The sequence below is a fragment of the Tardiphaga sp. 172_B4_N1_3 genome (assembly GCF_052076035.1).
In the GTDB taxonomy this organism is placed as follows: domain Bacteria; phylum Pseudomonadota; class Alphaproteobacteria; order Rhizobiales; family Xanthobacteraceae; genus Tardiphaga; species Tardiphaga robiniae.
Genome location: NZ_CP197238.1, coordinates 2142874 through 2162109, shown reverse-complemented (window position 1 = coordinate 2162109; position 19236 = coordinate 2142874). Strand labels below are relative to the sequence as shown.

Here is a 19236-nt window from a genome sequence, read left to right as displayed (position 1 = left end):
CAACCCATCCGGCACGCAACCGCCCGGGCGAGAGGACTGGACATCATGGGACTGATCGTGATGATCCTCGGCCTCGTGCTGTTTCTCGGCATTCACCTGTTCATCATCAGGCGCGAGGCGCGCGCGCAGTTGATCGCGCGTCTGGGCGAGAGCGTCTACAAGCTCGGCTTTGCGCTGATCTCCGCTATCGGCCTCGCGCTGATCATCTGGGGCTTCGCGCAATATCGCGCGACCGGCTGGATCAATGTCTGGACGCCGCCGCTGGCGATGAAGCACATCACCGTCGCGCTGATGCTGCCGGCGGTGATCATGGTCACTGCGTCCTATATCCGCGGCCGCATCTACACCACGCTGAAACATCCGATGCTCGCCGGCATCAAGCTGTGGGCCGCCGCGCATCTGCTCGCCAATGGCGATCTCGGCTCGATCATCCTGTTCGGATCATTCCTGGCCTGGGCGGTGATCGATCGCATCTCGATGAAACATCGCGCTGATGCCGGCGGTCCGCCGATCCCGGTGGGCGGTCCGATGAATGACGCGATTGCGGTTGCAGTCGGCATCGTCGCCTATATCGCTTTGGGTTTCGCTTTCCATCCGGTGGTGATCGGCGTTCCCGTGTTCGGAGCTTAAGTTCATGTCAGTTCAGTCGGCCATCAGGCGCAAGACCGCACCGGATATTCTCGCGCGCAAGAACGGCGAGCCGATCGTGATGCTCACCTCGTATCATGCGCATACGGCCTCGTTGGTCGATCGCTATTGCGACGTGATCCTCGTCGGTGACTCGCTCGGCAATGTGATGCACGGTTTCGAGACGACAATTCCGGTGACGCTGGAGATGATGATCCTGCAGGGCCATGCGGTGATGCGCGGCTCCAAACAGTCGCTGGTCGTCGTCGACATGCCGTTCGGCTCCTATGAAGCGTCGAAAGAGCAGGCGTTTCATTCTGCCGCGCGCATCCTGAAAGAGACCCATTGCGGCGCCGTGAAGCTGGAAGGCGGCGCGCGCATGGCCGAGACCATCGCGTTCCTCACCGAGCGCAGCATTCCGGTGATGGCGCATATCGGTCTGACACCGCAGTCGATCGCGGCGCTCGGTTCGTTCCGCTCACAGGGCAAGGAAGAGGCCGAAGCGATTGCGCGCGGTGAGAACGTGCCGGGTCCGATCCAGAACGATGCGATTGCTGTCGCGCAGGCCGGTGCGTTCTCCGTCGTCATCGAAGCAGTCGCCGAACCACTCGCGCGAAAGATCACCGAGACGATTCCGATCCCGACCATCGGTATCGGCGCGAGCCCGGCTTGTGACGGTCAGGTATTGGTGCTCGAAGACATGCTCGGCCTGTCGGCGCGGGTGCCGAAATTCGTCAAACGCTATGGTAATCTTGGACCGATGATCGAGGCCGCCATCGAGGGTTACGCAACCGATGTGCGCTCGCGCGCGTTTCCAGGACCGGAACATGTCTATGGCGGCAAGCCGAAGGGCTGACGCAGGTTTGACGCAAGACGGACGCAAGATTTTCGCAGGAATTTTGCGGCCCGGTCGGGGTTGAAATGCAGGGGCAATGCGAAGGATGTTGATGATGAAGGTTTTGAAGTTCCTGAGCTTTGTCGCCGTTTTGGCGTTGCTTCCCGCGGTTTCGCACGCGGAGCCAGCCAAAAAGGAGCGGAAGCCCCATTATCGCGTCGAGGAGCCGCGTCCGGTCGCAAACCCGCTCAACGACACCCGCGGCAATGCGGCGCTGGGCGGCAACAACGCCAATTCGGCCTTCGGCGATAACAGCGCCGGGTCCAATGCCAATGGCCGCACCAGCGGCGGCGCCGGCGGCATGAACTGACGGGCCTAAAAGGCATCAGTTCGAAATTAAGCATTTCGGGATAACGCTTTGATCGCGCTGGCTTTGCCTTGCCAGCGCCATAACGCTAGGGTATCGCCGCCGCCATGCCGGAGCGTATATGCCCGGCGCCGCTCGGGGTGAGCGCGGCCCATCGGGGACAGGATACCTTTAAGTGTCTGAATTATTTAATGAAGTCGACGAAGACCTGCGTCGCGAGCAGCTCAAGAAGATCTGGGAGAAGTATTCGCTCCTGATCATCGCAGTCGCGATTCTGATCGTGGTCGGCGTCGGCGGCTGGCGTGGCTACAGTTATCTCGAGGCCAAGAAGGCCGCCGTGGCCGGTGCGGCGTTCGACCGCGCGGTCGAGCTGGCCGAGCAGAACAAGCATGCCGAGGCGGAAGCCGCCTTCACCAAGCTCGCTGCCGAGGCGCCGTCCGGCTACCGTACGCTGGCGCGTCTGCGCGCCGCTGCCGAGGCTGCTTCGCGCGATCCGCAGGCTGCCGTGAAGCTCTATGACGACATCATCGCCGATCGCACCGTTCCAGCACCCGAGCAGGATCTCGCGCGTATCCGCGCCGGCAGCCTGTTGCTGGAGACCTCGCCCTATGAGGCGATGCAGACCCGTCTGGAGCCGGCGACGACCAATACCAGCACCTATCGCCATTCGGCGCGCGAGCTGCTGGCGCTGTCGGCATGGAAGGCCAACAACGCCGTGGCGACGCGGCAGTGGCTGGACATGATGTCCAACGATGCGGAGACGCCGGCGAGCCTGCGCACCCGTGCCGAAGCACTGCAGGCGCTGCTGCCGCCCGCGGCGAAAAGCTGAGCAAGACAAGAGCCGAATTAAAGCTGACCTGAAGCCGATCGTTCAGATCACGAGTTGAGTGAGAAGTCGTCCATGCGCCCGATGCAACGCCTCGTTTCCGCCGCCGTCCTGATCGCGCTGTCCAGCGCGCTCACGGGCTGCGGCAGCATGACCGGCTGGGACCCGTCCGACATGCTCGACTTCCTGGACACCAAGAAGAAGCTGCCCGGCGACCGCAAGCCGGTGTTCCCCGACGGCGTCCCCGGTCTTGAGCAGGGCGTGCCGCGCGATCTCTATAAGGAGAATGTCGAGCGCCAGCGCGCGCAGGAGGCTGCGCCCGTCGCAGCCGCCCCACTGCAGCCGCCGCCGGGCGCGCCAGAGCCGAAGGGCCGCAAGGCGAAGAGCCGTGGCTCTGTTCAGGTCGGCACCGTCCGTCAGGACGGCGCAGCGCCCGCCGATCCCGATGCCGCACCGGCCGAGGAAGGCAGCACGGCTGCCGCACCGCCTCCGCCGCAAGGCAAGAAGGTCGCCCGCCGCCGCAGCACCACCGCGCCGCCGCCGGATGAGCCGGCAGCAGCCGCGCCGGCCCAGCAGGCCACCACACCATTCCCGGCACCAGTGCCGTCGGGCAGTTTCTCGCGCTGAGTTCGCGCGCCCTCTCATTGACAGGCTGTCCGTAAAGGGCGCACGGATCACCTATGTCTTATACCATTGCCATCATCGGCCGACCCAATGTCGGCAAGTCCACGCTGTTCAACCGTCTGGTCGGGCAGAAGCTTGCGCTGGTCGATGACACCCCGGGCGTCACCCGCGACCGCCGCGAGGGCGAGGGCAAGCTTGGCGATCTCGAATTCACGCTGGTCGACACGGCCGGTCTCGATGAAGGCCCGAAGGGCTCGCTGACCGCACGCATGCAGGAGCAGACCGAGACGGCGATTGCGCTGGCCGACGCGCTGTTCTTCGTCATCGATGCGCGCATGGGCCTGACGCCGAACGACCGCGCCTTCGCGGATTTCGCGCGCCGCGCCAACAAGCCGGTGCTGCTGCTCGCCAACAAGAGCGAGGGTAAGCACGGCGAAGTCGGCGCGATGGAATCCTATGCGCTGGGCCTCGGTGATCCCATCCAGGTCTCCGCCGAACACGGCGAAGGCCTCGGCGAGCTCTATGACGCGCTGCGCGTGCTGATGCCGGAGCCGGTCGAAGAGCCGGAAGAATTCGACGACGACGACGTCATCATTCCCGAAGAAGAGATCGAGACGCGGCCGATACGCGTCGCCATCGTCGGGCGCCCCAATGCCGGCAAATCGACCACCATCAACTATCTGCTCGGCGAAGAGCGCCTGCTGACCTCGCCGGAAGCCGGCACCACACGCGACAGCATTTCGGTCGAGCTCAACTACAAGGGCCGCGACTTCCGCATCTTCGATACCGCGGGTCTACGCCGCCGTTCGCGCATCGAGGAGAAGCTGGAGAAGCTCTCCGTTGCCGATACGCTGCGCGCGGTGCGCTTCGCCGAAGTCGTCGTGCTGATGATGGACTCGCAGAACAAATTCGAGGAACAGGATCTGCGCATCGCCGATCTGGTCGAGCGTGAGGGACGCGCGCTGGTGCTTGCGGTCAACAAATGGGATCTGGTCGAGAAGCAGGGCGGCCAGATTGGCGCGCTGCGCACCGATGCCGATCACTTGTTGCCGCAGATCAGGGGGGTGCCGGTCGTTGCGATCTCCGGCCTGATGGGCGAGGGCGTGGAACGGCTGATGAAGGCGATACAGGATTCCTACGCGGTCTGGAATCGCCGCATTCCCACCGCCGGCCTCAATCGCTGGTTCGAGGATGCGATCGACAAGAATCCGCCGCCGTCGGTATCGGGTCGCCGGCTGAAACTAAACTACGTCACCCAGAACAAGGCACGGCCGCCAAGCTTCGTGGTGTTCTGCTCGCGCGCCGATGCGGTGCCGACGAGCTACCTGCGCTACCTCACCAACACGCTGCGCGAAGCCTTCGACCTGCCGGGCACGCCAATCCGCATCACGCTACGCGAAAAGGCGAACCCGTTCGCGCATAAGCGCAAGCGGCCGAACTGATCAGCCAGCAAAAAAAAACGCCGGATCGCGGTGCACGCGATCCGGCGTTTCCGTTTTGTGTCCTATCGCTCGCCGCTGAGCCCGAACGGATTGGCGTGCCTCTGCGTAGGCGGACGCTCTGATTTGCGCCACGGCAGGATCATCGACACCCGATCGCGGTAGTGACGATAGTCATCGCCGAACAGCTCGACCAGATCGCGCTCTTCCAGAAAGATCCCGACGAAGATGTAGGCGGTGGTGACGGCCGCAAACAACAGATGTCCGAACGTCATGAGCGGCGTCGCCCAGAAGGCGATGATGAAGCCGAGATAGATCGGATGACGCACGAACTTGTAGTAGAGCGGCGTGCGAAACACCGGCGCAGATGGCTTTTGGTCAGACAGATTCTGCACCACCTGCTGCACGCCGAACAACTCGAAATGGTTGATCAGGAACGTGCTGGTGAAGACGAGGACCCATCCGAACAGGGAAAGCCCTGTCATGGTCATGGCCAGTTGTGGATTACTGATCTGCCAGACGATCGCCGACATCGGGCGCCACTGCCAGAATAGTAGCAACAAGCTCAAGCTCGCGAACAGCACATAGGTGCTGCGCTCGACCGAAGCCGGGACATATTGCGTCCACCACTGCTTGAACGACTTCCGCGCCATGACGCTGTGCTGGATTGCAAACAGCGACATCAGAGCGAGATTGACGAGCACAGCTTCCAGCCACGGAACCTGCGTTCCCGCGTCGATGTCTTTTGGTACCATCATTCCGTCGACGAAACCGATGGCGTAAAGAATCGTGATGAAGAAGATCGCGTAGGACGCGAGCCCGTAGAGGAGTGCGATGAAGCGGGTCATGGAACTATCCTTTGCTGGTTGTCTTGTCGATTTTAACCAAGCGTAAGCGTTGTCTCAGCTGGCCCGTCCGGGAGGACCCGCGCGCGCTTCGGGTTGCCTGGCGCGCGGCTTCCCGGGGAGAAGGGATGCCTCGGCCACGCGCACGATCGGCCGCATGATCGGCGCTAACGGAATGGCGTCGGGCTGCAGCCGACAACGCGCGGGGTAATCACGGCGGATTTGTGCCGCATTGTGATCGGGCAGGCTGCCGGAGCAAGCACTCAGGGCGCCGACGGCGACGAGCACGCCAGCCGTAAGTATCCGAATGCGGAAGCTCACCATTTGTCGGATCGCACGCATGATGGTTCCCCGGTGCAGCGTATCGATCTGCGCGCGATGGCTGTCGAAAGCGATCGATTCATCTGCGAGATGTTGAGGCGGGTCCGGTTGGGGCAGCGACACTTGACCCGACACAAGAGCGGTATCGACGTCTTGCGCATCGCGCTGCGCATGCTTGCTACTGAAGAAGCGGTGCGGGTCGGTTCGAAGCGGACTCTGGAGGAACTCGGCCACCGCGGCGCGCGATAATCCTGCCTTGGATAGCGAGTTGTTGTCGATGCAGATCAGCCGCGCAATGGCGCGCCGCATCAACAGTGCTGCAATCAAGCGGAAGCTACGATCGGCGGCTTTGGACAGCCGTTTCTTGATCATCATCGTCTCCATCGGATACAATGCGCCACATGCCGCGCACGGTTGGGGCTGCGGACGATGATCGGAGGTTCAGGACCTCACATGATCGAGACACCGCCATCATTTGCAGCGACGCCGGATATTGATCGCGGTGGGGATTTGCTCGCAGATATGCTGCGGTCGATCCGGCTCAGCGGATCGGTATTTCTGAACGCCAGCCTGACCGAGCCCTTCGGCCTCATTAGTCCGAAACATTTCGACGAACGCACTCCGATGGCGCATTTGCGCCATGTCAGCATTTTTCATTTGATCGCGGCGGGCGAATGCACCGTCGAACTCGCCAGTGGCGAGCGAGGCACCATTGCTGCGGGCGACGTTCTGCTGATGCCGTTCGCCGACACGCACAGGTTCTACAGCGGCGACGGCGCGGAGTTGTGTTCCGCGATGGAACTGGTGCGGGCCGGTCCACTATCCGGCATGTGGACGATCGAGCATGGCGGCGGAGGGCGGGAGACCCGCATGGTCTGCGGCTTCATCGAATCGTCGGAGTTGCTGCATTCTCCGGTCTTTCGGACCCTGCCGCCGATGCTCATCGATCGCGCCGGCGACGACAAGGTGAGCGCGATTCTCGCCACGACGGTGCGCGAAATTCTCTCACTGACCGAAGACGCTACGCCCGGCAGTGAAATCATGCTCGGCCGGCTGATGGAGCTGCTATTCGTCGAGGTGCTGCGTCGCTACGCTGCGGGATTGCCGCCCAGCGCGCATGGCTGGTTCGCAGCACTGAACGATCCCGTGCTCGGGCGTGCGATGAGGCATGTCCATGGCAACCCGGGCCATCGCTGGACGGTTGACGATCTGGCCCGCGAATGTGGCACGTCGCGCACGGTGCTCGCCGAGCGCTTCAACGAGGTGTTGGGCCAGGCTCCGATCGAATATGTCACCAGCTGGCGGATGCAGTTGGCAGCGGAGCGCATGCGAACGGGCGCCGACAGCCTTGCCGTCATCGCCAGCGATGTGGGCTACGATTCCGAGGCGGCCTTCAATCGCGCCTTCAAGCGCGTGACCGGAATAGCACCGGGTCGCTGGCGTGACGGCGCGAAGTCGGCGAAGCCGTATCCGAGCCCCATGCGCAGAGGCTGACCTCGACTTGAACCGGCTATTCCTCGCGAAATGATCGTGCGATTTGGTCACCGATCGGCTTGATCAGAAAAGACAGGACTGTGCGCTCGCTGGTCTGAATGAAGGCTTCCGCAGGCATTCCGGGAACGAGGGCGAGTTTGCCGAGGCGCGCCAGTTGCTGCGGCGGGATGGTGATCCGCACGATGTAATGGGAAAGCCCGGACTTCTGATCCAGCGTCAGGTCGGCGGCGATGCGGCTGACGCTGCCGTTCAGTTCGGGAGTGGTGCGCTGGTTGAAGGCCGACATGCGCAGCACGGCCGGCTGTCCGAGCCGTATCTGGTCGATGTCCTGCGGGTTGATTTGTACTTCGAGCGCCAGCCTGTCGCTGTCCGGCACGATCAGCATGACGGTGTCGGCTGGCGAAATCACGCCGCCAACGGTGTGCACCGCGAGCTCGTGGACCAGTCCGCTTTGCGGCGCGATAATATCGATCCGCTTGAGCTGATCTTCTGCAGTCACCTTCCGTTCGACATATTCCGCCGTCTGGCCCTCGATGTCGCGCAGGCTGCTGGCGACTTCGCTGCGGAGGTCCTGGTCGACCTGAATCATCTGCAACTGTGTTTCGGAAATCTTGCCGCCGGATTGCGCCTGGGCTTCAACGAGCCGGCCGCGTTCGCCGTCGAGGTTTGCCGCTTCGCGTTCCAGCGCCATCATCCGCTGAATGGGCACCAGCCCCTTCTCCCAGAGTTCGCGCACGCCTGTCAGTTCGCGTTGGATCAGGCCGATGCCGCGAATTTTCGCTTCCTCCTGAGCCACGAGGCCGCGCACTTCCTTGCCGTATTGAAGGGCGCGTTCGCGAAGCTGCGCCTTCTGGCCGAGGCGGGCGTCGCGGCGCAGTTCGAACAGCTTGTTCTCGCCTGCCATGAGCTGTGCGATCTCCGGATCAGCGGCGCGTGATCTGATTTCGTCGGGGAAGGCGATGACGCCGGCCTCGTCGCGCTCGGCGCGGAGCCGCGCCCGTCGCACCGCGAATTCGTCGAGCCGCTTGGTGACGATGGCGAGATTGGCGCGCGTTTGCGTCGCGTCGAGGCGCATCACCATGTCGCCTGCGGTGACGCGTTGTCCTTCGCGGACCAGAATTTCGCCGACCACGCCGCCGGTCGGGTGCTGGACCTTCTTGACGTTGGTATCCACGACGAAGTGTCCTGCGGCGACGACTGCGCCGGCCAGATTGGTCGCCGCGGCCCATCCGCCGATGCCACCCACCAGCACAACAACCGCCAGCGTGGCGATGCCGAGGTGGCGCAGGATCGAGTGGGAGACCGCCGAGACATTGCTATCGCGCATCGCGATCTTCCATATCGTCGTGAGGATGTGTGCTCATTCCCGACTTGTCGGCGGGATTGGCGATCACCCGCAGCGGCGCCAGAGACCGCGCGGTGGCCGCATGGCCGGTCGTCGTGCCGCTGCCGTGTGCTGCGGGGGCGGGAGCCTTCAGTGCTTTGCTGAGGACGTCCGCGCGCGGACCGAATGCCTTGGCACGACCCCCTTCCATCACCAGGACGAGGTCAACGGCGTCGATTGCGCTCGGACGATGAGCGATGACAATGGCAATGCCCTTGCGCTCGCGGATAGCGGCAATGGCGCGGATGACCGCCGCTTCGCCTTCCACGTCCAGATTGGCGTTGGGCTCGTCGAGCACGATCAGGAACGGATCGCCATAGAGTGCGCGTGCCAGCCCGATGCGCTGACGCTGGCCGGCGGACAGGGCGGAGCCGGCTTCGCCGATCCGCGTCTGGTAGCCATGTTCCAGCCGCAGGATGAGATCGTGCACGCCGGCAGCCTTGGCGGCAGCGACGATGGCCTCAGAGTCCGGGTCATCTTCGAAGCGGGAGATATTCTCGGCAATGGTACCATCGAACAGTTCGACGCCCTGCGGCAGATAGCCGATATCGCGACCGAGCATCTCGCGATCCCACTGGTCGAAGCTGGCACCGTCGATGCGCACCTTGCCGCTGGCGGGTCGCCAGGCGCCCACCAGTGCACGTGCCAGTGTGGACTTGCCGCTGCCACTATGGCCGATGATGCCAAGAGCGCTTCCGGCGGAGACGGTAAAGCTCAGCCCCGTGACCGTCGGCCGTTTCTCTCCGGGCGGCGCGATGGTCATCGCCTCGACGCGCAGATCGATGTGGGCGCGCGGCAGCGCCATCGCCTTGGTGGCTTCCGGCATGCGCGTCAGCAATTCATCGAGCCGTGCCCAGCTCTGCCGTGCCATCAGGAACGGCTTCCATGTCGAGATGGCCAGATCCACGGGCGCAAGCGCCCGGCCCATCATGATCGAACTCGCCACCATCACGCCGGCGCTGGCTTCCTGCCTGATCACGAGATAGGCGCCGACACCGAGCATGGTCGACTGCAGCAGCGCACGCAGCGCGCGGGCTACGCCACCGAGGCCTCCTGCCACATCGCCAGCTCGTCGATTGGCCGCCAGATAATCCGAGTTGGTGCGATGCCAGCGCACGGCCATCCGGCCGCCGAGGCCCATCGCGCGCACCACTTCGGCGTTGCGACGGCTGGCCTCCATCAGGGCGTTGCGAAACATGCCGTGTTGCACGGTTTCGCGGGCAGGCCCTCTCGAGCGGGCATTGGTGAGAAGGGTGAGGGATACGAGGATGACCGCACCCGCGAGGGCCGTGATGCCGATCCAGAAATGAAACACGAAACAGATGGCGAGGTAGAACGGCATCCACGGCAGGTCGAAAAAGGCGGTCGGACCGGGGCCGGACAGGAAGCCGCGCACATTGTCGAGATCGCGCAAGGGCTGCAGGCCATCGCCCGGCAAAGGCATCTCAAGCGGCAGACCGACAACGGCATCATGCACGCGGCCGGACAACTGATGATCAAAGCGCTCGCCGATGCGCAGCAGAATGCGCGATCGAATGATGTCGAAAAGGGACTGAAAAGCGTAGAGCGTGGCCGCCAGCACACCGAGGCCGATCAGCGTCGAAATGCTGCGGCTGGCCAGCACGCGGTCATAGACCTGCAGCATGAACAGCGGCGCGGTCAGCGCGAGCACGTTCACGATGCCGCTGATCACGGCGATCCCCCCGACGGCGGACTTAAGGGGCGAGACAACCGCCGCAGCCAATGGCTGCGACGGACTTCGCTGCGGAGCTTTCACCACGACAGTTCTGCTCAGACGGTGAAGTGGCCGTCCAGGATCAGACCAAACATGTCTGTCCCGACATAGCCATCGAGCTGGATCGAGTTGGCGCCATCGGTGATGGTGAGCACGTTGCTATTGTCCCACCAGTTGCTGTGGTTGAAGAACAGGTCGACATAGTTCGAGATGTTGGTCACGTCCTGCAGGTCGAGGACGTCGAAATCGCCCGCGGCCGCGTGAAAATCCAGCACGACGTCATTGGCCCACCCGTCGGCGAAAACGAGCGTATCGTTGCCAAGACCGCCAGTGAAGCTGTCATTGCCACCGAAGCTCAGCATAACATCGTCGCCGGCCGTGCCGGTCTGGATGGTGCCCTGTTCGGCAAAGTAGCCGTAGAGGCCGTTCAGGCTGCCGTTCTGCGACAGGTCAGTGATCGCGGCATCGAAGGCCGGCGTCAGCGTTGCGCCGCTGAATCCGATCGACAGACCGGGATCCTGGACCCACAGGTCGGTCGATGAGACATAAGCCAGATTACTACCGAGTGTCAGGTTGGTGACCGTGCCATCGACGACGCCCGGCGCATAGGAGAAATCATCACCGCTCACGATGATTGACGATTTGTCGTTGTCGATGCCGCCGACGATGCGTGTGCCGGCATACCACTGGTCGGTGGTGTTCTTCACGGCGTTGAAATTTCCGGTGCCGCGATATTCGAAATTGTCGATCCAGTTGTCCAGGTAAGCGGGCAGGTTGCTGCTTGCTTCGCTGTAGGTGATAGTCAGTGCCATTGTCGTTCCTCGGGATTTGGGTTGTCGGGATGTCGTGATCCGGCGGCGCGTCGTGATCAGCCCGCGGGCGATTCCGATGCAAGGAGCTGACGCGACATCAGCGTCGCGTCAGCAGGTTGCGTGGCCGCCAGCTCGCAGCGAAGCCTGTTAGACGAAGGCGATATCGCTCCAGTCCAGCGTGCCCGATCCAGTGAAGTTCACCGTGATGGTGCTGGTCAGCCCGTTGGTCGCGTCGGCATAGGTGATGACATTGCCGGACAGGCTGCCGCCGGCGCTCTGGAATGCCGTGGCATTGGCCCAGCCGAAGCCGGAGAGCTGGATCTGGTCAGCGCCGTCGAAGAAGTCTGTGACGACGTCGTCGCCCCAGCCCTGTGCTGCTGTACCTGCGGCAGTATCGTAGTAATTCGCACTCCAGAGGAACGTATCGACCAGCACGGCTCCATTGCCGGTCAGAACATCGTCGCCAGCAAAGCTGACGAGAACATCGTCGCCTGCGGTGCCGGTCTGGTTCGTCCCCTGCTCGGCAAAGTAGTCGGTCAGACCCGCGAATGACTGACCGAAGAACGTCCCGCCATCGACCTGCCCACCATGCGATAGCGAGTAGATCGCCTGATTGAAGGTGGTGGTGACGGGCATGTAGCCACTGCTATTGGTGATGATCAGTTCCTGATCTTGCACCCACAGATCCGTGGCCGGCACATATTCAAGATTATGGCCGAGTGTGAGCGATTCCACGTCGCCGTTGAATGCACCGGGCGAATAGCTGTAGTCATGGATGTTCATGATGACGGAAGGCAGATTATTGTCAGTTCCTTCGGTGTCAACACCGGCCGACCACTGGTCCTGGCCGGTGAACGAGGTGGAGAACCAGCCGTTTCCGTTGTAGGTGAAGTTGGCGTCGTACGACGCCAGATATGTTGCGAGGTCGCTGCTTGCTGCCGTAAGCTGAAGATTGAGTGCCATTCTCGAAACCCTTCTCTGCTTGCTTTGCCCGCTTGTGGCGGGCCACCATCCACGCCAATGGGGCGGGGAATTCCTAGAACTTGTAGTTCAGCGACACCGTCGCGGTACGGCCCGGCGCGGCGTAGAAATTGGCGCCGACGGCCGGGGCATAGGCGACGTCGGTGAGATTGTTCACCGCGAAACGTAGTTTGGTCGCTTCGTCGAAGGCGTAGGACCCATAGATGTCGTAGACGCGATAGGCCGGCATATCGTATCCACTCCGGAGTGAACCCAAGGCGGGCTCGGTCTTCGATACATCGACGATACGTGTTCCGAGTGTGAGCTTCTCATCGAGCAGCCGGATGCCCGCATCGAGTGTCACGCGCAGTTTTGGCTGCTCGAAGATGACGGCGGCGCCGAGGCCACTGTTGATCGGAGTGTCCCGTCCTGTCGGGCTGGTGAAACTGTCGGCGAAATCCGTGTCGATGCGCGTGACGGTGCCGCCGATATAGAGGAAACGCGCGTCGTAATTGGCCTCGATCTCGACGCCCTTCATGCGCGTGACGCCGTTCAGATTGAGATAGCTGTCGTATTGCTGGTTGGCCTGCGCGTTCCGGATTTTTCCGAAACTGATATAGTCGATAATTTCGCGATAGAAGCCTACAGCTTTGAAGCGGACAGCGTCACGCTCGGTCAGAATGCCGTTGGCCAGAACATTGAAACCGGCTTCGTAGGTGTCGCCGCGTTCCGGACGCAGCAGTGGATTTGGCGCATAGCCACTGATCTCATTTGCATCGTGGCCGCCGTTCAGGAATGATTCCATGACCGTTGGCGGCCGATAGCTCTTGGAATATTTTGCGAAGGGCTGCAGCCAATCGACTGGCTGAAACGCGACCGTGAAATTCGGCAGCCAGGCGCCGCCCGATTTATCGACATCGAGATTGTACGGCCTATAAACGGTGCCATAGATGTCGACATATGTCGGTGGGACGGCTGCTCCGCAGCCGCGTGCATTGCAGATGGCGGGTCTTCCGGGATTGGTCATCCGTCGCTCGACGATCTCTCGGCTTTCGCCGTAGATCGTCGCGTTGCCCGCGATATGATACCAGTCGTAGCGCACGCCGCCGATCAGGGTCACCCATTCCGCCGGTTTGAGAGTGGCGGTGCCGAAGCCACTGGCGACGTCGCGATCTCCGCTCGGCGTACCGCCGGTCAGGGTGCTGGAATAGTCGATGCCGGTGGTTGGCGAGACAAAGCCGCGCTGCAGTGTCGTCTTGCCGGTGTCGCTGAATACTTCGAGGCCATAATTGAGCGCCAGCGCGCCGATGCCCGTCTCGAAGCGACTGGTGTTCTCGGCGCTGCCGCCCAGTGTCGAGAACACGAAATTCGATGGCCCGGTTAGTGCAAAGGCGCCATCGGAGACCGTGTCGTTCTTGAGGTGGTTGTAATAGAGCTTGGCCTTCAGATCGACGATGTCATTGCCGGGATTCCAGTCGAGCGCTGAGGTGAACGTGTCGTTGGCGACCTGCTCGCTGGACTTCAGGATGCCGCCGCGTGCGATCGTGTTATCGTAGTTTCCGGTATTGTACCGGGAATCGTTATGCAGCCAGCCGATCGTGATCTTCACGTCCTCGGTCGTCAGCGCCTCTGCCTTCAGGATGGTGGAAAAGACCTCCTGGCCGGAAAACAACAGAACGTCGCCGGTACCGGTATAGGTATTCGCGGTCGGGATGGTGCCGTTCTTGCCGACGTCATAGGCGCCGATGTTCTTGTAGCTGACGCCGCCGAGCACCGAGAAGCGCTCCGACACGCGGACGGCTGCTGCCGTCGAGCCATCGAAATTGTACGCATTGGTACCCGTAGTGGCATTCACCACGCCGCCATATTGATTGCCGGGCTTGATCAGGTCGTCGGCGATGAAGGTGCGGAAATTGACAAGGCCGCCGAGTGCGCCGGCGCTTCCAACGCCCGACGTCGTACTTTTCTCCACGTCGATCTGGCGCAGGAAGGCGGTGTCGACATAGGTCCGTTGCGTCGCACCGTGGCCGCTGCGCTGGAAATTCTGCCGCGCGCCATCGATCATGGTGGCAATGCGATCCTGATCCTGCAGGCCGCGGATATTGACGCTGATGCCAGGGTTCTGTGCCGCCGAGCGGTTGGCATAGACGCCGGCGACATTGTCGAGCAGATCGCGTGCGTTGCGTGTCGGGCTGCTCTCGATCGCTTCGCGTGAGATCACGCTGACGGCTGCGGGTCGCTGGTAGACCCAGTCCGGCGTTCCCTGATAGCCGGAGCCCGTCGTATTATCGCTCCTGGCCGCATCGACGACGATCGTATCGAGCTGGACGCCGTCGCCGGAAGGGACGGGGCCCGCGCGGCTCTGCGACGGATCGATCAGCAGCGCGGCTTTCGGGCCGGTGATGCGATACGTAATTCCTGTGCCGGCCAGCAGTTGTCCCAGCGCTTGCGCTACCGTGTAATTGCCGTTCAACGGTTGGCTGCGCATGTCTGGCGCGAGCTGGATCGTGTAGAGGATGCGCCATCCGCTGCTGGCGCCGAGATCGGCAATTGCCGCTGCAAGAGGCTTGGCGGGAATGTTGAGCGGGTAGGTCGTAGAGGCGGTCGCTGTTGCTTCGACATTGTTTTGGCCAAAGGCCGGTACTGTCGTGATCAACGGCAATATGCCGATCAGCCCGCTCGCCACATGGCGAGCGACGCCCCGTCTACCCCCGAACCGCATTACGCACGAACTCCGTTGTCTCATTGTTTGCTGTGCGCCGCCCAGCGCCGCGAAGAGCTTTTGCTCTTCATCCAGTTCAACGAGTCACGAAATCAAACCCACATCAGGTCGGTGCGTGTTGCGGTTTAGAATTCCGGTAAACAGCGGAGGAATTCAGTAGATCACAGTCACCCAGGGGGTGATCTGGGCGACGTTGCCCTCGATCATGCCAGCAATGGCTGTGAGGCTTTCATCGACATTCGTGGTCGGAAACGTGCCGGAGACGAGCAGATCGCTGAAGCGACCACGGATGACGATGCGGCTCGATGTCTGACGCTGCAGCGCTTCGACGACCCGATATAGCGGAACGCGGTCGAAGACCAGGCGACCGGATATCCACGCCAGCCTGGCATCAATATCTCCGGTTTCCACGGTGCCGAGTTTTCCGCCGGACACGCGCACATGCTGGTTTGCCGATAGCTTGACGGTCGCATCGCGGTCCTGACCGGCGACCGACACCAGTCCGCGTTGAACCGTCACCTCGACACCATCAGCCGTGCGGTCGATATTGAAGGCGGTACCGAGTACGCGGATTTCGCCGGCGCCACTATCGACCGTAAAGGCGGTCTGATCGGGCTTAACATCGAAAAAGGCCTGGCCACGGCGCAGAACGACGCGGCGTCGACCATCCTTGAAGTCGATGTCCAGTGCAGTGTCAGCACCGATGTTCAAGCGGGAGCCGTCCGGCAGGTCGCGGGCGACCACCTGACCACGCGCCGTGACAATATCTGCCTGCCAGTTCTCGAGCATCGATGGATTGATGACCCAGATGACGCAGGCCGCAGCGATCGCTGCGGGCAATGCTGGCCACCATCTCATCTGGCGCCGGGCAGCGATGTTGCCGAGACGATGGTCGCGTGCAGCCAGCCGAATGGCAGGCTCCTCAAGCTGCTGCCAGATCGTCGCTGCTTCGCGATAGGCCAGTTGATGACGATGATCCTCATCGAGCCATTGCCGAAAGGACGCTTCGTCGGCCTCGGTTGTCGTCCCGTCGCGTCGGATGAGCCAGAGATCAGCGGCGGCGCATTGTGCTTTCGTTGGCCGGTCGCCAGGTTTCATCAGCAATTCCTTCGATCGATCGAAAAGGCGACGCGGGAATGCTCCTGCCGTTAGAAGCGTTCCAGCTACTCCTACCTTTACAACGAGCGACGAGAAAGAACCCACATCCATTTTAGCGGAAATCTTTGCTGGCGAGGTTGAGATGATCGTCCACGGCGGCGCGGCAATGTTGCATGGCGCGTAGCAGATGTTTTTCGACGGCACTCACGGAAATGCCGAACCGCTGTCCGATCTCGGCGTTGGATTCGCCGTTGACACGTCGGCGAACGAAGATCTCGCGGGTTCGGGCGGGAAGCTGCGCGAGCGCGCGATCCAGTGCAGCGACGGCTTCGCGCGCCTGTAATGCTGCATCTTCCGATGGCTGCCCGGGGCTGAGCTGTTCAGGCAGTACGTCGGCGAGCATATGATGCCGCCGCGATGCCGTCAGGTTATGGTCGATCGCGGCGTTCCGGGCTGCAGCGTAGAGGACGCGCTTGTTGTCTTCATCCGAGCCGTTAGTCCCGGCGGCAAGTACCCGGGCGAAGACGTCCTGGACGATCTCCGAAGCCACTTCACGATCGCGGACCCGGCGACGCACGAGCGTTTCGAGATGAGCGCGATGTGACGTAAAGAGCCTCGCGATCGTGCTCTTCCAGAGGGTCATGATGTCACGCGTTCGAACAAGACGGGATTCGATGCGTTGCGGTGATCATTGAGAACGGGACGATAGCTGACCCATACAGACGATAGGTTGTCTGTATGACGAGATCGTCGACCATGTCACCGACGGCGCCAATGTCGCTATCGGAAATCTCGCTCATCACCGGTTCCTGCGGTCAGGATGCTCCTGATCTTCCGGCAGAGATAGACGGTACCACCGTCCAGCTCAAGTTATTGATGAGGACGTGATATAGAACGGTTCGAAATTCACGGAAGCCTGGCCCCGCGAAGTGCCGGCACGGGATATTCCGACACTCAGGCCACAGCCACAATCACGTGCGCCTGAATTTTAGCAGCAACCTCGCCGTTGCCATGTCTGCGCGCAATTTCAGATGCGGCGTAGTCGGTTGCAGTTTCCAGTTTTCCGGCGTCTCTGGCTTCGATTTCGGTGCGAAGAACAGTTCCCTGACAATAAGCAACGGCCGGAAGGCGCGGCGAGGATGCGCGGCTTTGTTCGGCTCTCGTCTCGATCATCACGTGGGAGAAACCTGCGTCCTCCAGCTCGCGACGGATCAGTGCCGTATCGTGGTAGCCGTGCGGCGTGCGCGCCAGAAAGCGCGGCGGATCGTCCGGGAAAATCTTTGCGAGAGCATTCGTCACATCGTCAGCAAATACATTGTCCTCGATGCGATCCCATACATTGAATAAAAGATGTCCTCCGGGCTTCAGAACTCGCTTCGCTTCGCGGTAGGCAGATGGGCGATTAGGAAAGAACATCGCACCGAACTGACAACACACGAGATCGAAGGCCGCATTTTCAAACGGGAGCGCCAGAGCATCCGCTTGTCGCCATGTGATGCGATTGTCCGGAGCTTGTCGCGACGCGGCGTAGTCGAGCATCGGCTGGTTGAGGTCGGTGACAATATAGCTTGCGCGTGGGGATAATTTTGGCGTCAACGCGCGGGTGACAACCCCGGTGCCCGCGGCAATTTCCAGAACGGCGCCTGGCGCGAAAGACGCTGCGCGTTGTGCGAGATCTGCGGCGTAGGGCTCGAAAATCAACGGCACCATATAGCGATCGTAGTTTTCCGGAATCGAGCCAGCGAACAACTTGTCGGTTTCCAGCATTGCTATCACCCGTCATCCGTTTGATGGCGCGCGAGACTAGCATGTATTGTCGGCGTCGTCCCGAAGGGCGAGAGCCGAGCCAAGGCCATTGCGTCTGGCCGAACGTCAGTGATTCAAATTCTCCAACCGGGAGCTCGAACGATGCGGCTGTCCAGATGATGGACAGCTCCATTGTCCGTGTGCATCAGGATGGGGCGTGTATCATCAGGACCAGAAACAGTCGGTCTGATTGCCGCGAAGACTACTTCAGCGCATCCGAGACCAGCCTGAATTTCTGGATGCGCTTTCCGGTGTCGACTTCGGCCGTATAGACATTGCCCTTGGCATCGACAGCCATGGCGTGAATCCAGTGGAACTGGCCGGCCTGGCGGCCGTTGCGGCCGAAGGTGCCGACGACCTTGCCATCGTCGCGATTGATGACGCGGATCTCGTTGTTCTCGCCATCCGCCGTCAGCAGCCAGGTCTGTTTCGGGTCGGGCCACACCGCGAGATCCCACACCGCGCCGTTGCCGAGCGTGGCCTTCTCGTAGAACCACTCCTTCACGAAGCTGCCGTCCTTCTTGAACACCTGCACGCGGTTGTTGATGCGGTCGCAGACATAGACGAGGCCGTCATTGGCGAGCTTCACGCAATGCACGGGATTGCCGAATTGTTGTGCCACCGGCGCGTTTGGATCATAGGCCGCCTGCTTGTCGTCATTAGGCTTGTTGCCATAGGCGCCCCAGTGCCGCTTGTAGGCGCCGGTGGTCGCATCGAACACGATGACGCGGCGATTGCCGTAACCGTCAGCGACATAGATCTCGTTGGCATCCTTGTCGATGGCGGTCTCGGCGGGCTTGCCGAGCTGCGTGGTGTCGTTGCTGCCCTTGCTCGGCGCGATCTTGCCGATCTGCATCACGAACTTGCCGTCAGTGGTGAATTTCAGGATTGCATTGTCGTTGTCGAGATTGCCACCGACCCAGACGAAGCCTTTCTCGTCGACTTCGATGCCATGTTCGCGGCCGACCCATTCATAGCCTTCGCCGGGTCCGCCCCATGAGCGCAAGAGATTGCCGGCGGCGTCGAACTCCAGCACCGGCGGTGCGGAGACGCAGCACTTCGAACGCGGCGGATTGAGTGCCGCGCCTTTCTCGTCATCGGTCAGCGAGCGCGGGCGATGGATCACCCAGACGTGGCCGTCCTTGTCGGTCGTGATGCCGCCGACCTGACCGAGGATCCAATTGTTCGGCAGCGGCTTCGGCCAGGATGCGTCGACCTCGAAGCGGGGGATATCGGCGGCGCGAGAGGAGGGAGGTGCGAGGGACAGCGCGGCGAAAGCGAGGGCTGCTGTTGCAAGTGCACGCAGTGACCGCGCGCGATGAGTTGGCAACGCCATGACGA

At 61.9% G+C, this 19236-nt stretch carries 18 protein-coding genes and 1 pseudogene; 8 read left to right on the top strand and 11 right to left on the bottom strand.

The annotated features are described in order from the left end of the window. Positions 1-45 precede the first annotated feature (45 nt). The 6 genes from AB7783_RS10055 (at position 46) to der (ending at position 4721) form a co-directional block, all read left to right on the top strand. Complete coding sequence (locus AB7783_RS10055; RefSeq protein ID WP_184517496.1) at positions 46-630, top strand: NnrU family protein; 585 nt, start codon at positions 46-48, stop codon at positions 628-630. 4 nt (positions 631-634) lie between these two features. Then, positions 635-1483: a 3-methyl-2-oxobutanoate hydroxymethyltransferase gene (gene panB, locus AB7783_RS10050; protein ID WP_184517493.1), complete on the top strand. Its 849-nt coding sequence runs from the start codon at positions 635-637 to the stop codon at positions 1481-1483. A gap of 94 nt (positions 1484-1577) precedes the next feature. Then, positions 1578-1832, top strand: coding sequence for a hypothetical protein (locus AB7783_RS10045; protein WP_441277530.1), 255 nt, complete (start codon positions 1578-1580; stop codon positions 1830-1832). A gap of 172 nt (positions 1833-2004) precedes the next feature. Next, positions 2005-2658 (top strand): tetratricopeptide repeat protein, encoded by a 654-nt coding sequence (locus AB7783_RS10040; protein ID WP_441277529.1) that lies wholly within the window; start codon positions 2005-2007, stop codon positions 2656-2658. 72 nt (positions 2659-2730) lie between these two features. Then, the gene (locus AB7783_RS10035; protein ID WP_441277528.1) at positions 2731-3282 is read left to right on the top strand and encodes a hypothetical protein; all 552 of its coding nucleotides are present in this window, start codon (positions 2731-2733) and stop codon (positions 3280-3282) included. A 53-nt stretch (positions 3283-3335) separates the two neighbouring features. Continuing rightward, entirely contained in the window at positions 3336-4721 is a 1386-nt protein-coding gene (gene der, locus AB7783_RS10030) for a ribosome biogenesis GTPase Der (protein ID WP_439077415.1), read from the top strand. A 62-nt stretch (positions 4722-4783) separates the two neighbouring features. Here der and mddA read toward each other — a convergent pair whose 3' ends face one another. Together mddA and AB7783_RS10020 are read right to left on the bottom strand one after the other, a co-directional pair. Further along, on the bottom strand, positions 4784-5566 hold the full coding sequence (gene mddA, locus AB7783_RS10025; protein ID WP_441277527.1) for a methanethiol S-methyltransferase: 783 nt from the start codon (positions 5564-5566) through the stop codon (positions 4784-4786). A gap of 54 nt (positions 5567-5620) precedes the next feature. Next, positions 5621-6256, bottom strand: a complete 636-nt coding sequence (locus tag AB7783_RS10020) for a hypothetical protein (protein WP_441277526.1) — start codon at positions 6254-6256, stop codon at positions 5621-5623. A gap of 81 nt (positions 6257-6337) precedes the next feature. Here AB7783_RS10020 and AB7783_RS10015 point away from each other — a divergent pair, with 81 nt between their 5' ends. Then, positions 6338-7378: an AraC family transcriptional regulator gene (locus tag AB7783_RS10015; RefSeq protein ID WP_441277525.1), complete on the top strand. Its 1041-nt coding sequence runs from the start codon at positions 6338-6340 to the stop codon at positions 7376-7378. A gap of 16 nt (positions 7379-7394) precedes the next feature. On the opposite strand, the gene AB7783_RS10010 is transcribed toward AB7783_RS10015, so the two are convergent. The 8 genes from AB7783_RS10010 to AB7783_RS09975 form a co-directional block, all read right to left on the bottom strand. Then, complete coding sequence (locus AB7783_RS10010; RefSeq protein WP_441277524.1) at positions 7395-8705, bottom strand: HlyD family type I secretion periplasmic adaptor subunit; 1311 nt, start codon at positions 8703-8705, stop codon at positions 7395-7397. Further along, positions 8695-10539 (bottom strand): type I secretion system permease/ATPase, encoded by a 1845-nt coding sequence (locus tag AB7783_RS10005; RefSeq protein ID WP_441279675.1) that lies wholly within the window; start codon positions 10537-10539, stop codon positions 8695-8697. Before AB7783_RS10005 ends, AB7783_RS10010 begins: the two co-directional genes overlap by 11 nt. A gap of 14 nt (positions 10540-10553) precedes the next feature. Continuing rightward, complete coding sequence (locus tag AB7783_RS10000; RefSeq protein ID WP_441277523.1) at positions 10554-11309, bottom strand: hypothetical protein; 756 nt, start codon at positions 11307-11309, stop codon at positions 10554-10556. A 147-nt stretch (positions 11310-11456) separates the two neighbouring features. Continuing rightward, positions 11457-12272 (bottom strand): hypothetical protein, encoded by an 816-nt coding sequence (locus AB7783_RS09995; protein WP_441277522.1) that lies wholly within the window; start codon positions 12270-12272, stop codon positions 11457-11459. Positions 12273-12345: 73 nt separating this feature from the next. Further along, positions 12346-14925 (bottom strand): TonB-dependent receptor domain-containing protein, encoded by a 2580-nt coding sequence (locus AB7783_RS09990; RefSeq protein WP_441277521.1) that lies wholly within the window; start codon positions 14923-14925, stop codon positions 12346-12348. Between the two features lie 219 nt (positions 14926-15144). Then, positions 15145-16089 carry a FecR family protein gene (locus tag AB7783_RS09985; protein WP_441277520.1) on the bottom strand — a complete coding sequence of 315 codons (945 nt, stop codon included), beginning with the start codon at positions 16087-16089 and terminating at the stop codon, positions 15145-15147. 112 nt (positions 16090-16201) lie between these two features. After that, positions 16202-16732 (bottom strand): RNA polymerase sigma factor, encoded by a 531-nt coding sequence (locus AB7783_RS09980; protein WP_441277519.1) that lies wholly within the window; start codon positions 16730-16732, stop codon positions 16202-16204. A gap of 311 nt (positions 16733-17043) precedes the next feature. Next, complete coding sequence (locus AB7783_RS09975) at positions 17044-17856, bottom strand: class I SAM-dependent methyltransferase (protein ID WP_441277518.1); 813 nt, start codon at positions 17854-17856, stop codon at positions 17044-17046. A gap of 137 nt (positions 17857-17993) precedes the next feature. On the opposite strand from AB7783_RS09975, the pseudogene AB7783_RS09970 reads away from it, so the two are divergent. Then, positions 17994-18080, top strand: a pseudogene (locus tag AB7783_RS09970) (IS5/IS1182 family transposase); the annotation flags it as partial. Positions 18081-18097: 17 nt separating this feature from the next. On the opposite strand, the gene AB7783_RS09965 reads toward AB7783_RS09970, so the two are convergent. Beyond that, the gene (locus AB7783_RS09965; RefSeq protein WP_441277517.1) at positions 18098-19231 is read right to left on the bottom strand and encodes a hypothetical protein; all 1134 of its coding nucleotides are present in this window, start codon (positions 19229-19231) and stop codon (positions 18098-18100) included. Positions 19232-19236: the final 5 nt, after the last annotated feature.

Bases quoted from the DNA above. Each gene is read 5' to 3' on its own strand.
- AB7783_RS10055 (WP_184517496.1), top strand. From the start codon at position 46: ATGGGACTGATCGTGATGATCCTCGGCCTCGTGCTGTTTCTCGGCATT.
- panB (WP_184517493.1), top strand. From the start codon at position 635: ATGTCAGTTCAGTCGGCCATCAGGCGCAAGACCGCACCGGATATTCTC.
- AB7783_RS10045 (WP_441277530.1), top strand. From the start codon at position 1,578: ATGAAGGTTTTGAAGTTCCTGAGCTTTGTCGCCGTTTTGGCGTTGCTT.
- AB7783_RS10035 (WP_441277528.1), top strand. From the start codon at position 2,731: ATGCGCCCGATGCAACGCCTCGTTTCCGCCGCCGTCCTGATCGCGCTG.
- der (WP_439077415.1), top strand. From the start codon at position 3,336: ATGTCTTATACCATTGCCATCATCGGCCGACCCAATGTCGGCAAGTCC.
- mddA (WP_441277527.1), bottom strand. From the start codon at position 5,566: ATGACCCGCTTCATCGCACTCCTCTACGGGCTCGCGTCCTACGCGATC.
- AB7783_RS10020 (WP_441277526.1), bottom strand. From the start codon at position 6,256: ATGATCAAGAAACGGCTGTCCAAAGCCGCCGATCGTAGCTTCCGCTTG.
- AB7783_RS10015 (WP_441277525.1), top strand. From the start codon at position 6,338: ATGATCGAGACACCGCCATCATTTGCAGCGACGCCGGATATTGATCGC.
- AB7783_RS10010 (WP_441277524.1), bottom strand. From the start codon at position 8,705: ATGCGCGATAGCAATGTCTCGGCGGTCTCCCACTCGATCCTGCGCCAC.
- AB7783_RS10000 (WP_441277523.1), bottom strand. From the start codon at position 11,309: ATGGCACTGACTATCACCTACAGCGAAGCAAGCAGCAACCTGCCCGCT.
- AB7783_RS09995 (WP_441277522.1), bottom strand. From the start codon at position 12,272: ATGGCACTCAATCTTCAGCTTACGGCAGCAAGCAGCGACCTCGCAACA.
- AB7783_RS09985 (WP_441277520.1), bottom strand. From the start codon at position 16,089: ATGAAACCTGGCGACCGGCCAACGAAAGCACAATGCGCCGCCGCTGAT.
- AB7783_RS09980 (WP_441277519.1), bottom strand. From the start codon at position 16,732: ATGACCCTCTGGAAGAGCACGATCGCGAGGCTCTTTACGTCACATCGC.
- AB7783_RS09975 (WP_441277518.1), bottom strand. From the start codon at position 17,856: ATGCTGGAAACCGACAAGTTGTTCGCTGGCTCGATTCCGGAAAACTAC.
- AB7783_RS09965 (WP_441277517.1), bottom strand. From the start codon at position 19,231: ATGGCGTTGCCAACTCATCGCGCGCGGTCACTGCGTGCACTTGCAACA.